The sequence below is a fragment of the uncultured Oceanisphaera sp. genome, assembly GCF_947495715.1.
GTDB classification, from domain to species: domain Bacteria; phylum Pseudomonadota; class Gammaproteobacteria; order Enterobacterales; family Aeromonadaceae; genus Oceanimonas; species Oceanimonas sediminis.
This window is the reverse complement of the sequence record NZ_CANLZU010000002.1, coordinates 1-14,941: the sequence shown is the minus strand read 5'-3', so window position 1 is coordinate 14,941 and position 14,941 is coordinate 1. Positions and strand designations below refer to the sequence as shown.

Sequence of the window (14,941 nt, the reverse complement as noted above, 5' to 3'; positions counted from 1 at the left end):
GTTATTCCTCCACCAGAGTCAGCTGATGCACCTGCCGTGCCGAAAACTGCCAGGGTTCCCGACTTATCGGCTCATCCCATACTTGGCTGCTCTGCATACCTTCATATTCGCCCAAGTCATCGGCTGCTCCCTGCCACAGATAAGTGACGGTATTACCCAGACCAAGCCAGCGCCGATCCTGCTCATGGCTGAATAAAATCGGCGGGAATGATGTATCGAGCGTTTCTTTTAACCCTGCTTCCACCAATTGAGGCGTTACCGGAACGGCCAGCGGGCAGGCCTTGCGCCCAAGATACGGCGTGAATACCGGTTGTTTTAATGCAGCCTCAAGCTTTTCAAGCGTAAATTCGCTTTGCTGCCATAACCACACTGCCACCACCCAATAGCCATCACTGCGATAATCACGGCTGGACAACACCGTATTCAGCTTCTCTTTGTCAATACTCAGCTCATCTTTCCGGCTGTAAAATGTGCGCTTCTTGTCCTGTGAAGGTACCTGAGCGGTATGATAGTCCCGCATCAAGCTGCCGCAGGAATAAGCCTTAACGGCAACCCCCACCGCAGCCCGCAGCGCGTCAAGCCGGCTCACCTCGTCCCGTTTAATACCCAGCGCGGCACCAAGCAGCCCCAGTACCGCAGAGCGACCGGGAGTCAGGCCCGAAGGCCTGTCTCCGCCCACGGCGGCTTCACCCCAGCTGGCCATGGGACCATAAAGCCGAAAAACCAGATATTGCATAATGCCTCCTTAATCTGCGGCAAATGCTTTTAGCTGCTCAAAACTGCCCTCACCTTCCAGGGCATTGACGGAGTAGCGGTCATCGGCACAGGCTCCATACACCTTGTCAAAATTTTCAGCCTGGCGCTGCAGTGCCTGAACCGCGTCTTCGGCCTGGTTTTCACCGATAATGGGCTTCAGAAAGGCGACCGACAAAGACCGTGGCTGCTGAGCGCCTTTTTCGGCCAGCACATAAGAGGCATAAGCACGGGAGGCAAAGCTGTTCTGCTTGCCTTTCGGAGACACTTTCACCGCGGCTTCTACCAATGCGGTAATGGCCTTGTTGGCGAGCTCGATATCCCCGCCCAGGTTGCTGACAAGCAGCTCTTTGTCGATGCAGATATAGCTGTAAAACAAGGCAGCAGAAAAGGCCGCTTCACCAATATGCGCCGCACCAAGATCCGAATCGCCCCGGTTCAGATCATCCACGGCGGTAAAATAATCTTCTTCTACCGCAACGCCATGCACACTGATGGCATGGGCAACCTGGCAGGCTGCTTCACAGTTAAACTCAGGGGAAGATGCCAGCATGCGGCCGAACATGGCAATGTCTGCTGCAGCGGCATTTTTGCGCAACAAGGCAAGATCTTCTTTTTCCGGTACGCGATTTTCTGCGGCCAGGGTCTTCACCAAGGCGTCTACGGCTGCCAGCTCTTCCGGGCTGATATGAGCAAGCTGTTCAATTTCCAGGCTGTCCTTTTTACCTTTTCCAAACACACCGGCAATGGCTATCGCCCAGGTTTTGGCCTGCTTCTCAGACACGCCCAGCTCACACAGCTGATTAAATACTTCCACGCCCAGTCGTTTGGTACGGGTGCCAATGTGCTGACCCAGGGTTTGCTCAAACACATCGGAAGTACGCCAATGACGCTTCAGGCTCTGTGAGCTGACTCTTAAACGCTCCGTTCCGCCCATGCGGGCGGTTTTAGGACGGCCCAGATCATCGCGGTTCAGGTTGGAAGGGGCATAAGAGGTCAGCAGGTGCAGTTGAATAAATTTGCTCATCATAATCTCCTTGTTTAATCCTTGTTTTTTGCCAGCGCCGATTCGGCGGCCTGGTAGTAATCCATTGCCCAGCGTACGGCGATTTTTTTATCGGGCCGCAGTGCCTGCCGGCCGTGATGTTCATCAAACCAGTCGAGTATGCCTCTGGCCAGAGAAGCCACATGGGTTTTACCGTTTACCTGCTTTATCAACCGGTGCAGACGACGGTAAAAGTCCTCCGGCGTTCTCGCTCCCTGCAGTTGCTGAAAGCGCAATTCACTGACGTTGGGTTTGTCGATATCGGGGTTAATTTTGCCCAGTGACGCCGCAAAGCTTTTGCTGCCATCCTGCTGCTTTACATGACTCAGCACGCCCGCCAGGGCTGCCCATGCCAGCATGCTCCAGGGCTTTCGCTCCCGGGCCGAAGCCGGCAACGCCAGCCACAAGGCTCTGAACCCCTGGGTCATCAAGGCCGCTTCCGGTGTGCCGGCCCGTCTCAGCTCGGCACGATACACGGTGGGCGCGGGCCGAATATCCAATGTTTTGAGCTCCTGCTCGGTCAACATCATGGCTTGCCACCAGCGCATTAATGCGCCCTCGCCGGCAAAGAGTGCTTTGGGTGTTACGGCTTGCTCTGTGTCTGTCATCACGCCAGCTCCCTGGTTAAGGTGTCGAGTCGGTAATCCTGACTGAATTGCCGGATACGTTTGCTGCCTGCCAGCCAGCCACTGAGCTGACGGCGAGCGCGGATTTTTTTATACATTTCCCGGTCGGGATACAGATTGGACAGTGCCAGATCGTCAAACAGTGTTTTGGCATGACGGGACAATGCCCACAACCAGCGGCCGGCGGCTTCCGGTGTTAACCGGCCATCCGGTGCATTCAGCAGCGCTGCCACCATCTGAAAAAAGTCATGCTGTGTTCGCTGCCAGAACTGTAAGTCGATGTGGCTGGTATCGCCTTTGGCATCGGCCGGTTTATCAAACCAGGCTGCCTTTATCTGGGTCCGGCAGTGCCACAGCACCTCTTGCGCCAGGCGTTGCATGGCCTTGATTTCATGAAGCAACTCATCTCTGAGTTCGGGATCCAGCCGGATCAGCGGAAATTCGCTGTTGTACCAGCCTCTGGCCTTCATATTGTCCATATCGAATCCAAAGGCCCACAATCTGGGGGCTTCTCCCCAGTCAACATCGAAATACTCAGACTTGTGCAGAAGAAAGTCCTGTACCACCTGGGCTGGATGACTGCCTTCCGCCGTATCCACAAAGCTGAGGCTGTGCCATTGCTTATACTGAATTCCGCCGGGCTGCCCTTTGGTGGATAAGTAATCCTCATCCGGCTTTTTGGGGTTAGAGCGGTAATGGGTCAGCGGATGCTGCCAGGTACCCACATAGTTATTGCCGTAATTGCTGGTGCGATATTGCCGGCAAACAGTGGTACACGCTTTAAGGCTTAACTGGCAAGTGCCTTCCTGTTGTTCAAACAGCAATCGGACTCGTCGCGGCATGGCCCAGAACATGGCAAGCGGATGTACATCGTGCTCGTAGATATCACTGCCCTTGGTCTTGCTGATGCGGGTTTCTCCCAGCCAGGGGAACAGCTCTGCACTGTGATAATCGGGGTCTTTATACGTCCAGGATTCCCGGCTCTGTACGTTCAGCCACAATTTTTGCCACAGGCTGGCATCGTCTTCATGGGGCAGCACCAGGGTGGTCAGCGGGCCACCTCCTCGCAGGCCGGTTCTGTGACCCTGGCCACCCGATGGCGCATTGATTTGCAGGGTAAACAGCGCCAGCGCCGCCATCTCTGGTGACAGCGTTTCCGCAATGCCACGTTTAATGAAATGATCGGTATTCAGCTTAAGGGTGTTGCCGCCCGGTGCTTCTATCAAGAGGCCGGAAACCGGAACAGGACTGGCGGCATCCAGCGAATCCAGATCCTGCATAAAGCGCGGTCCGTCTCCGTCCAGCTCAAAGGCATGCTCCACCTTGGTGAACGCGGCGGCCAGCTCGGCCTCATCGGGCGGCGTCAGATACTGCTCATGCCAGTCATCTTTATCCTGCGGGGCCAGAGCTGTCTGTAACAGGCCAATGGCAAACTGGTAAGCGGCACCATGGAAGTCGGCCCTTGACGATGCAAAATCCACTACATTCGGGTTGGCAATGGCAGTCAGCGGCAACTGCTGCTCGCTGCCATCCCTGAGCCGGTAGCTCAGCCAGGGAGCGGTTATCAGATTCATTAATATTGCTCCTTAATGTCGTAAAATATGAAGTAGCTCGCTGCCTCAATTACGCCCACCTCTATCTGATGGATTCGATACTGGACTCAAGTAAACCACACTTGAACACCAAGATCAAAATTATAAAGCTCTACAGTGAAACTGTAATTTTATAGTTATTGGGAGTTTTCTTTCAGATCTGGCGATGCTCCTCAAACTCACGTACTCTCCACGCTGTTTCTCCGATACCCGGAGATGAACCCCTCTAGAGAGAGACTGTTCTCTCGGTTCTATCCTGTTCCCCGCTTCGGCGGGGATTTACTCTTTCACCACCACTCCCAGCTGAGCGCAGTATCCAAAACCCTGATCGCTATCAGGCAACCAGGGCTGCAGAAATTTTGCCTGCGGATAGCGCTGTGTCAGCTTTTCAAAGTCTGCGGCAAACTTTCCGGGCAAGGCCGCCAGCTTGTCGGCGAAGCGATGCTTGGCAAGCTTCACCACACTGTTCTGCAAGGCATAAGACTCGCCTTCTGCCCATAACTGGAGGCGGCCCTGAGAGTCGAGTCTGAATACCAGTACCTGAACGGTTTCTCTGTCCGAAAAACGTGTACTGATCTCAATGTTGTCGTCGTGCCAGGCCTTGGCACTGCTCTGGTTGTAACCTTTGCTCCACTCAATTAACTGACTCTTGGCCCGGGCTGCCTGGCCGCGCATTTCACCAAAATATTGATCTTCCTTTTTCTGCAGCGCCGGTGGCATACGCTCAAATGCCGTTTTGTCATAAACCGCTTCTATCAATTTCCTTGCCTCACCCGGCATGCGGATCGCCCCCTGTTTGCGCAATATCTGCATGCCCAACCAGAGCCTGCCGGGAGAGCGATAAACATGTTCGGTATTAGGCAAATGATTGAGCAGCCAGTCAGCATTCGGTTGCTCCTGCCACTCGGGAGCATGAACCAGCAAAAGAGGAGACGAACGCTCATCCTGCGTTTTATCTGTGCGGTTCCCCCCTTTATCCCGAATGTGTCGATGAAGCCGGCCGGCTCGCTGAATAAGATCGTCAATAGGGCAGAGATCGGAGATCATCAGGTCGGTATCTGCATCGAGACTTTCCTGGAAAACCTGGGTGGCGATCAGGATTTTCCCCTGCCGATCATCCTGACCGCCCTGTTTACCGAAGATAGACAGCACCCTGTTTTCTATCGTCTTGCGATCTTTCAAGGTAAATCGGCTGTGAAACAGCGTCAGTGCTTCATCAGATCCAAGTTGCCCAGCGAGCATTTGATAGGCACGAATGGCATCGTCCACCGAGTTGCGGATCCACACCACACACTGGCCTTTTCTTTGAGCGCTCAGAATTTTTTCGACACAAGCCTGTTCACTATGCACAAACGCAACGTTCAGATCCCGGCTGACCGACTTCCTGCTGGCAACCGGTGTTTCTTTCAGGCCTTGCTCACAGCTGATATGTGTGGCCAGGGGAAAATCATCTTTTTCCAGTAACTGCAAAGGAGTAATACCTCCAGCTTGTTGCCAGATCCGGCACAATCGTTCCCGTTGTTGCTGTGCCAACGTCGCCGTCAGCAAAATAACGCTGCCACCCTGGCGCAGGTGAACCTGTAACAAGTCATCCAGTAATTCAAACATGAAGGTGTCGGCCGCATGCACCTCATCAAAAATCAGCACTTTCCGGTGCAGGCCAATCAGCCGTAGCGGCTGATGCTTGCGTGGCAGTACTGCCATTAATGCCTGATCTATGGTGCCTACTCCCACCGCTGCCAGCAGCGCTTTCTTGCGGGAGTCTGCCAGCCACTGATTGCAATACAGACTGGCGGTCTCATCGCCTTGTGCATAAGAAATTTCGGCTTTATCTGCAGGGAGCAAGGCTTCCTGAAATCGCTCGTTCATTTCTCTGGCACCATGGGCCAGCACTATGCTGGGGCGGCTGCCTTGCACCGATAACATTTGCAGATAGTGATCGGCCACGCGGGAGAACATGGCATTGGAGGTCGCCATGGTAGGCAAGCCAAAATAAAAACCATCGGCTTCACCTTGCTGCAACAACCGGTGGGTCAGCGCCAGTGCCGCCTCTGTTTTACCGGCGCCCGTCACGTCTTCAAGAATGAATAACTGAGGGCCGGCAGCCAGAGGCACCGACTCTGCCCATGCCTGCAAGGGAGTGGGTTCAAAGCCAAAATGGGACTGGACAGAGATAAACGGCTGTACACTCACAGGCTGGTTCAGCTCCGTTGCCGCCAGTGCCTGCCGGGCCTTGCCCTTTGCCAGCAACCAATACTCATCGAGCGTGTAACCACCGGTTTGATACTCGAAATGGTTTCTATCGGAGCCAATCCAGTCACTTAAAATGGCCAGGCCGGATAAATGCCAGCTCACCTGCCGAAAGCGCGTCAGCCACTCTTTATCAGCCATTTGCTGCTCCGGCCACTCAGCTTGCAGCAACGCTGCACAATCGCGAATAAAATCACAGGCGGCGCTGATATCTGACTCATGACAGTAGTCTTTCATCGCCCTCGGCTGGTTGCTCCGGTTAATGGGGTAGCCATGGTGGCCAAACACCACATCGAACATGGCATTCAGACTGTCCAGAGCGGGGCTGGCTTGAGTGAGTTCGGTTTGTTTAAGTCCAAGCTCGGTGCCTGATAAATGTCTGCCTCGGCTGGCCTGTAACCAGAAAAAATAACCCAGCCTGTCGTGTCTGGCCTGACGGCTGTCATAGCCAAACCTTGGTTGATAGTTAACCAGCGGAGAATCTGGGAAGTCAGCCAAATTCTGGAATGCCGATGCAAACTTGCCAAGATCGTGCAGCATCAATGAAAAGGTAAACAACAACCTCAATTGCGCGGGAGAAATATTGAGGAATGCAGCCAGACTTCTGGTCAGGGGATCGTGTTCATCCAGCAGCCACCAGCCCACCGCTGCCACATCGAGGCAGTGATAAGGTAACAAGTGATAGTCTGCTCCGGACTCTTTTTCATCCTTACTCGCCTTGCCCCAATACAGAAAATAACTGGCATTCATTCTGTGTTCCTTTTGTTTGCTGCGCTTACTGTGGTGCATTCCGGCCATCCCGCCAACACTGTGCAAAAACACATGTCGCGTCACTTTACAGATCCGGTCAAAACAACCACTCCTTCACTTCGTCGTGGTTGGCCAGTATCAATTGCTGGGCGGCGGGATTGCCGTCGAGCATCTTGGTGTTTATCTGCATTTCGCGCAGTAAATAACCGGCCAGGGCGGCGCGGGTTTCAAGATTCAGTTCGCCGTTATTCATGGCGTAGTCCCGTATCAGGGCATGCTGTTGCTCCGGGTTGAGGCGAGGATCGGGTGTGAGCACCAGGGTAATTTGGGTATTCCAGTGAGTGTCGGGCGGCAGCGGTGCCAAGGGCTTGCCTTCCGGCATCGGCGTGCCGTGAAAGCGGCTGAGCACAAAGTCACGGTAGCCGTTCGCTTTTTCACACCAGGCACGCAGGTGCCAGCGACTGCCGGTGTTTACAAAACGCACGGGAACTATGATGCGGCCATCCTGGTTGGCATTGCTGACCGCGCCGTAATCTACTTCCAGCCGTTCACCTTTACGTAACGCCTGTACCAGGGGGCGAATGACCTTGGAGGTTACATTTCTGGCCGGTGGCAACAAAATAGTGTGTTCCAGCCGGCAGCCGGACGCGGTGGGCATGGAATGGGCGCTCTGCCCTGTCATCCAGTTGAGATATTCGGCTACGTCACCGGAAATACATGCTGGCAAGAAAGATGGGGTCGGCAAATAGCCCTTGGCAGAGCCGCAGTACTCCAGATTGCCGGGGTGTTGCTGCAAATATTGGTTGATGTCTTTGCTGGCCTGTTGCCGGCTCAAACCAAAAAAATGCCGTAAATGATTGCTGGTCAGCCGCCCTTCCCAATAGCCAACCAGCTCTATCAGCCAGAAACGGCGATGGAGTTCGGTTTTTATCATGCTGTCCGTGCTTGTTTTGTTTTAAGCCATTAAAGGCGCTTGGCATGAAAATAACAAGGATCAAACGTTGAAAATGAAAAAACCGCTTCGCCATTTGCAAGTTCTTAAGTAATACCAATCTCACTAAAGATGTGATCAATTTCTGATAACAATGCCGTGTTTTAAGCACGGCATCTGTCTGCAGAGAGATCCTGACTTTCGTCAGGATGACGGCCTGAGCATATGATTAATCCGATTGGTATAATGCGGCCTGACCGGTATGGCTCTGTCGGGAATCCGGAACCTGTGGTGCAGAACCGTCAGACTGCTGGTCGTCTGCAAAGGCACTGGACCCCCGCGTTCGCGAGGGTGACGATAAAGGCAAACCAGCTTCATAATCCACATCATTTATAGGCTGTTGCTTATCGAGATAAACCGGCATGCTCGGTACCGCTGACTTCCCCCCTCACAATCAGCAATAAAAAAACCCCGGCAAGCCGGGGTTAAAAGAGACCAAACTACAGGGTTATTGCAATTGGTTAACGTTGTTCGCGCAGGGCCTGAATACGTTTTTCCAGCGGCGGGTGGCTCATGAACAGCTCGCTGTGGCGCTTGCCGTTGATGCCAAAGGCGGCGAGCGATCCTTCCAGCTCCACTTCCGGGCCGTGACGCAGACGCTCCAGGGCGCCGATCATCTTCTCTTTGCCGGCCAGGCGGGCACCGCCTTCGTCGGCGCGGTATTCACGCTGACGGCTGAACCACATGACGATGATGGAGGCCAGAATGCCGAACACCAGCTCCAGCACCATGACGATGGCAAAATAGGCCAGACCACCCATGCCGCCGCCTTCTTCCTCTTCGTTGTTGCTGAAGAAGCCGCTGATGATGTTGGCCACGATACGGGCGAAAAACATAACGAAGGTGTTCACCACGCCCTGGATCAGGGTCAGGGTCACCATGTCGCCGTTGGCTACGTGGCTGACTTCGTGGGCCAGCACCGCTTCGGCTTCGTCCCGGCTCATGCTGTACATAAGGCCGGTGCTCACCGCCACCAGGGCGTTGTTACGGCTGGGGCCGGTGGCAAAGGCGTTCATGTCCGGCGAGTCATACACGCCCACTTCCGGCATGCCGATGCCGGCCTGTTGGGCCTGACGGGTGACCGTGGTCATCAGCCAGTGCTCCATTTCGTTGCGGGGCTGCTCAATCACCTGCACGCTGTAGGCGCGCTTGGCCATCCATTTGGAGATAAGCAGCGAGATGGTCGAACCGCCAAAACCGAACACGGCACAGAACACCAGCAGGCCACCGACGCTGCTGCGATCGATTCCCAGCATTGAAAAGACGATGTTCAGCACCACCCCCAGCACCAGCACCACGGCCAGGTTGGTGGCAATAAACAACAGTATGCGCTTCATCTATATTTCCTTACTTCAACGAGTATGCAGACATAATATGTCCGCACGGGCGAAATTCAAGACAGCCATGATGAATTATTTCAGCAAAGGTGCAATATCCATGAAGTTATTCACCGACGCCATGCCCTCTTCGCCCAGCCAGGGGATCTCGCCCAGCAGCGGCGCCTTGATGCGCTGCTTGAGGGTGGCGGCGTTTTCTTCGTAATGACTCATTCCGGGATCGACCCGGTTCAGCACCCAGCCGGCCACCACCAGGCCGTCGTGATGAATGGCATCCAGCGTCAGCAGGGCGTGATTGATGCAGCCCAGCCGCGCCCCCACTACCAGAATCACCGGCAGGTGCTCTTTTTTGACCCAGTCGGACAACAGGTGCTGTTCGTCCAGCGGCAGTCGCCAGCCCCCGGCGCCTTCGGTAAAAATCCAGTCGACGGCGGTTTCCTTCAGCCGGGCCAGCCCCTCGCCAATATGATGAATGCTGATGGTCTCATTGGCCTGGGCGGCGGCAATGTGGGGGGCGATGGCCGGGGCAAAGGCGTAGGGGTTGTGCATGGCGTAGGGCAGCGAGATGGACGAGGCCGCCTGCAGGGTCAGGGCGTCGCTGTTTTTCAGCTCGCCGTCAATCAGTTCACAGCCGGAGGCCACCGGCTTGTAGCCCAATACTTTTTTGCCCGCCTCGGCGGCGGCCTGCATCAGCGCCCGGGTCACGAAGGTTTTGCCCACTTCGGTGTCGGTGCCGGTAATGAAAAATGTCTTAGCCATAGATGACTCCATACGCCAGCCGATAGGTGGCCACACAGTGGCCCTGATGATTTACAGGATAGATGAGATTCAGCCGCTGCCAGGCCTGTTTGCCCATCAGGCCGGGACGGCGAGAGCCGTTGACCCGGTTGGCACCGATGCCCTTGAGATCGAGCAGCAACCCTTTCAGTTGCGGATAACAAAGCTGCTCATCCACCTGCTGCAGTTGCCAGCGACGGCCGGTGGCCGTGACATGCTGCTCCAGCGCCTCAAAAGCGATAAAACGGTTGATGTGGGCATGGCCGTCCAGTTGCTGCCAGCTCTGCTCCAGCTCGTGCAGGCTGCCCGCTAAAAGGGTAGAAAACACCAGCACGCCGCCGGGCTTGAGCCGGTCGCTCCAGCCCTTGAGCCAGGCGGCCGGGTCGGCGCTCCACTGCAGGCAGAGGTTGGCAAAAATCCAGTCCAGGCTCTGGCCGGGCAGCGGCATGGCGTCCATGTCGGCGCAGATGGGGATGATGTCGGCTTTTGCCGTCGCCTGTTGCAGCATGTTCGGCGACAAATCCAACGCCAGCAATTGCTCCGCCCGCTGTTTGAGCTGCGGTGCAAACCAGCCGCTGCCGCAACCCAGATCCAGACCCGTGTCGCCCCATTCCGGCAGACGTTGCAACAGGGCATTACCACTGCGCCGCTGCAGCTCGTTGTGTTGCTCGTAGCTGTGGGCGGCACGGCCAAAGGCGGCGGCCACCTTGTGTTTGTCGATAAGATCCGCCATTTGCGATTTTGTCTCCATCAGCTCTGCTCCTGCCGCACGGCCCGCTCCAGCGCGGCAATCAGTACCCTGATGTCTTCGGGGCTATGGGCGGCGCTCAGGGTTATACGCAGCCGGGCCGATCCTTTGGGCACGGTGGGCGGACGAATGGCGCCCACCCAGCAGCCCAATTCGCGCAGATGGGCGGCCAGTGCCAGGGTTCTGTGCTCGTCACCGACGATCAGCGGCTGAATGGCGGTGGCGGACGGCAACAACTCGAACGGCAGCGAGGTAACACCGTCGCGGAACTGCCGCACCCGCTCGCGTAGCTGCTCGCGCTGGTCGTCCGCGGTTTGCACCAGCCTTACCGCCGCCAGAATGGCGGCAGTCTGGGGTGGCGGCAGGTGGGTACTGTATACATAGCTGCGGGCGTGATTATGCAGATACTCAATCAACTCCCGGCTGCCGCCAATAAAGGCGCCGCTTACGCCCAGCGCCTTGCCGAAGGTGCCCATGGTGATCTGCACCTTGTCTGCGGCCACACCCTGCTCGCTCAGGGTACCCCTGCCCTGTTTGCCCAGCACACCCAGGCCGTGGGCATCGTCGATCATCAGCCAGTTGCTGCTTTGCCCGGCCACTTGTGACAGTCCGCGCCAGTCACCCTGATCACCGTCCATGCTGAATACCCCTTCCGACACGATAAGTCCCGCCTCGGGTTTGAGCTTTGCCGCCAGGGCGGCCATGTCGTTGTGGGCGAAGCGCTGCATGCGGGCCGGGCTGAGTGCGCCCGCCTCCTGCAGAGAGGCATGATTGAGTCTGTCTTGCCACAGCCAATGCTCCTTACCGAGCAGTGCCTTTATCACCGCCTGATTGGCGGAAAAGCCGGAGCTGAACAGCAGCACCGCCTCCAGTCCCAGCCAGTCGGCCAGTTCGCTTTCCAGCGTCCGGTGAATGGCCTGGTGGCCCACCACCAGCGGCGAGGCCACCGCGCCCACACCAAACTCGCGGGCGGCGGCCTCGGCGGCAGTTCTGAGTTCGGGCGCCTGGCTGAAGCCCAGGTAATCGTTACCGGCAAAGTTGAGATAGCCTTTGCCGTTGGCCCACAGTTGCCGGCCGCTTACCCGATCGATCACCGGCAGGCTACGCTTCAGGCCCGCCGCTTCACGCTCGCTCAGGCTCAGGTTAAAAGGCATACGGCACTCCAAAAATGAAAAAGGGGTCGATAAAAAGGGGGAGCAGCAGTTCGGCGGCGCTGGTTGATTCTGCGCCTGTGTTTGCTCCCTCCCCTTGAGCGCTATTTCAACAGAACAGCTACGGAGTGCAACGCAAGGGGAGGGTTGGGGTGGGGTTACTCTGCCCGCCCGTGATGACACCCCCTCCCAGCCTCCCCCTGGCGAAGCCCCGCCGTGATGCCTGTATCCCCGCTGCCAAGGGGGAGGAGCAGTTCGGCGGCTCGGGCTACTTCCAGCTTATGGCTTACAGCTGTGGGTTCAGGCTTCGTAATACAGCGGCTGGGGCTCGTTCTGGGCGGCCAATTGTTCGTGCAGCTCTATTTCGGTCATCTCGTCCGGTTTCTGGCTGGCGCCGCTGGGGCGCACGCCGAGGCGTTTGAACAGTTGCATGTCGCTGTTTTCGTCCGGGTTGGGGGTGGTCAGCAGCTTGCAGCCGTAGAAGATGGAGTTGGCGCCGGCCATGAAGCACATGGCCTGCATCTGGTCGTTCATCTTCTCGCGACCGGCAGACAGACGCACATGGCTTTGCGGCATCAAAATACGGGCCACGGCGATGGTGCGGATAAAGTCGAAGTCGTCCAGATCTTCCTGATTTTCCATCGGTGTGCCCTTCACCTTCACCAGCATGTTGATGGGCACGCTTTCGGGCTGGCGCGGCAGGTTGGCCAGCGCCAGCAGCAGGCCGGCTCTGTCTTCCGGGCTTTCGCCCAGGCCGACGATGCCGCCGGAGCAGACCTTCATGCCGGCGTTGCGCACGTTTTCCAGGGTGTTGAGCCGGTCGGCGTAGGTACGGGTGGTGATGATGTCGCCGTAAAATTCCGGGCTGGTATCCAGGTTGTGGTTGTAATAATCGAGCCCGGCATCGGCCAGTTTTCCGGCCTGATCATCGCTCAACATGCCGAGGGTCATGCAGGTTTCCAGCCCCAGCGACTTCACTTCCTGCACCATCTGCACCAGATAAGGCATGTCCCGCTCTTTGGGGTTGCGCCAGGCGGCGCCCATGCAGAAACGGCTGGAACCGTTGGCCTTGGCTTCCTTGGCTCGCTCCAGTACTTTTTCCATTTCCATCAGCCGTTCAACTTCCAGCCCTGTGCTGTAGCGGGCGCTTTGCGGGCAGTATTTGCAGTCTTCCGGGCAGGCGCCGGTCTTGATGGATAGCAGGGTACTGACCTGCACCTCGTTGGGATCGAAGTTGGCGCGGTGCACCTGCTGGGCTTCAAACAGCAAGTCGAAGAAGGGGCGTTCAAATAATGCGAGCACCTGCTCACGGGTCCAGTTTTGACGGCTCATGCGGGGCCTTATCCTTGATATCCAGAGGTGTTTTTCTTGGCTAGTGTAAGCACCGGTGCTAGCCTGTCAATCACCAATACAAATCAAAGTTTACATCTGACTATTTTATGAACAAAGAAGTCATGAATAACCAGGCATTCGATCTGCACCACCTCTGGCACCCCTACACCTCGCTTACCCGACCCCTGCCCTGTTACCGGGTAGAGCGCGCCGACGGCGTTTATCTGCAGCTGGCCGACGGTCGCCGGCTTATCGACGGCATGTCGTCCTGGTGGGCCTGTCTGCACGGCTACAATGTGCCGGCGCTGAACCGGGCCGCTACCGCGCAGCTGGAGAAGATGTCGCACGTGATGTTCGGCGGCCTGACCCACGATCCGGCAGTCAACCTGTGTCGGGCACTCAGCCAGGTGCTGCCAACCGGGCTGGATCGGTTTTTTCTGGCCGACTCGGGATCGGTGTCGGTGGAGGTGGCGCTGAAGATGGCCATTCAGTACTGGCACGGCCGGGGCCAGCCTAAAACGAAATTTGTGACCCTGAACAAGGGCTACCACGGTGATACCTTCGGTGCCATGAGCGTGTGCGATCCCAACGGCGGCATGCACAGCCTGTACAAGGGCTTTCTGCCCGAGCATCTGTTTATCGCCAGCCCCCAAAGCCGGTTCGATGGCGACTGGAATCCAGAAGACCTGCATCCGCTGGAGCAGATACTGGCGCAGCGCCACCACGAACTGGCGGCGTTGATCCTGGAGCCCATAGTGCAGGGCGCCGGTGGCATGTGCTTCTACCATCCGGACTATCTGAAGGGCGCACGCGCCTTGTGCGATCGGTACGATGTCTTGCTGATCGTGGATGAAATTGCCACCGGCTTCGGCCGTACCGGCAGGTTGTTTGCCTGCGAATGGGCGGGCATAGCGCCGGATATCATGTGCATCGGCAAGGCGCTGACCGGCGGCTACATGACCATGGCCGCCACCATTACCACCCAAAAGGTGGCCGAGACCATCTGCAACGGCCCCGCCGGTGTGCTGATGCACGGCCCCACCTTCATGGCCAATCCGCTGGCCTGTGCCGTGGCCATCGCCAGTCTGGAGTTGTTGCTGAGCTCGCCCTGGCAGGCACGCATCACAACCATTGAGGCGCAGTTACAACAAGAGCTGGCCCCGGCGCGGGAACTGCCCCGGGTGGCGGATGTGCGGGTACTGGGCGGCATTGGCGTGATTGAGCTTCATGAGCCACTGAACGTGGCCGAGGTACAGCAGCAGCTGGTTGAACAAGGGGTGTGGATCCGCCCCTTCGGCAAGCTGCTGTATGTGATGCCGCCCTACATCATAAATCCGGATGAGCTGAGCCAACTCACCCGGGCCATGCTGATAATTTGCCAAGGGGAAGGATGACACAAAGCGAGACCCTTCCCCAACTCTCCCCGGTGCAGATCGGCGCCGAACGGCCCCTCCCCCTTGGCTGCGGGTTTACAGGCATCACTATGGATGTTCGCCAGGGGGAGGCTGGGAGCTGAAGCATCCCCACAATTATTTGATAAAATTCATGAGGTTATAAATAAAAAGGTAGGAGCATCCATGAAAATCGGC

General features: G+C 56.8%; 12 protein-coding genes. 1 reads left to right on the top strand and 11 read right to left on the bottom strand.

Annotated features, from left to right (window positions below):
* Position 1: 1 nt before the first annotated feature.
* From cas5e to bioB, 11 genes are all read right to left on the bottom strand, one after another.
* Positions 2-736, bottom strand: a complete 735-nt coding sequence (cas5e, locus tag Q0753_RS01410) for a type I-E CRISPR-associated protein Cas5/CasD (protein ID WP_298716095.1) — start codon at positions 734-736, stop codon at positions 2-4.
* Positions 737-745: 9 nt separating this feature from the next.
* The gene (gene cas7e, locus Q0753_RS01405) at positions 746-1,780 is read right to left on the bottom strand and encodes a type I-E CRISPR-associated protein Cas7/Cse4/CasC (protein ID WP_298716093.1); all 1,035 of its coding nucleotides are present in this window, start codon (positions 1,778-1,780) and stop codon (positions 746-748) included.
* Between the two features lie 14 nt (positions 1,781-1,794).
* Complete coding sequence (casB, locus tag Q0753_RS01400; RefSeq protein ID WP_298716595.1) at positions 1,795-2,406, bottom strand: type I-E CRISPR-associated protein Cse2/CasB; 612 nt, start codon at positions 2,404-2,406, stop codon at positions 1,795-1,797.
* Entirely contained in the window at positions 2,406-3,998 is a 1,593-nt protein-coding gene (gene casA, locus Q0753_RS01395) for a type I-E CRISPR-associated protein Cse1/CasA (RefSeq protein WP_298716091.1), read from the bottom strand. The genes casB and casA overlap by 1 nt, the downstream gene beginning before the upstream one ends.
* A 297-nt stretch (positions 3,999-4,295) precedes the next feature.
* A complete protein-coding gene (gene cas3 / locus Q0753_RS01390) occupies positions 4,296-7,016 on the bottom strand; it encodes a CRISPR-associated helicase Cas3' (RefSeq protein ID WP_298716089.1) in 2,721 nt (906 codons plus the stop codon).
* A 97-nt stretch (positions 7,017-7,113) separates the two neighbouring features.
* Positions 7,114-7,950: a WYL domain-containing protein gene (locus tag Q0753_RS01385; RefSeq protein WP_298716087.1), complete on the bottom strand. Its 837-nt coding sequence runs from the start codon at positions 7,948-7,950 to the stop codon at positions 7,114-7,116.
* 518 nt (positions 7,951-8,468) lie between these two features.
* A complete protein-coding gene (gene htpX, locus Q0753_RS01380) occupies positions 8,469-9,344 on the bottom strand; it encodes a protease HtpX (protein ID WP_298716085.1) in 876 nt (291 codons plus the stop codon).
* Positions 9,345-9,419: 75 nt separating this feature from the next.
* Positions 9,420-10,103 (bottom strand): dethiobiotin synthase, encoded by a 684-nt coding sequence (gene bioD / locus Q0753_RS01375; protein WP_298716083.1) that lies wholly within the window; start codon positions 10,101-10,103, stop codon positions 9,420-9,422.
* A complete protein-coding gene (gene bioC / locus Q0753_RS01370) occupies positions 10,096-10,872 on the bottom strand; it encodes a malonyl-ACP O-methyltransferase BioC (RefSeq protein WP_298716081.1) in 777 nt (258 codons plus the stop codon). The genes bioD and bioC overlap by 8 nt, the downstream gene beginning before the upstream one ends.
* Complete coding sequence (gene bioF, locus Q0753_RS01365) at positions 10,872-12,023, bottom strand: 8-amino-7-oxononanoate synthase (RefSeq protein ID WP_298716078.1); 1,152 nt, start codon at positions 12,021-12,023, stop codon at positions 10,872-10,874. Before bioF ends, bioC begins: the two co-directional genes overlap by 1 nt.
* A 297-nt stretch (positions 12,024-12,320) precedes the next feature.
* Entirely contained in the window at positions 12,321-13,352 is a 1,032-nt protein-coding gene (gene bioB / locus Q0753_RS01360) for a biotin synthase BioB (RefSeq protein ID WP_298716076.1), read from the bottom strand.
* 122 nt (positions 13,353-13,474) lie between these two features.
* Here bioB and bioA point away from each other — a divergent pair, with 122 nt between their 5' ends.
* A complete protein-coding gene (gene bioA, locus Q0753_RS01355) occupies positions 13,475-14,746 on the top strand; it encodes an adenosylmethionine--8-amino-7-oxononanoate transaminase (protein WP_298716592.1) in 1,272 nt (423 codons plus the stop codon).
* Positions 14,747-14,941 lie beyond the last annotated feature (195 nt).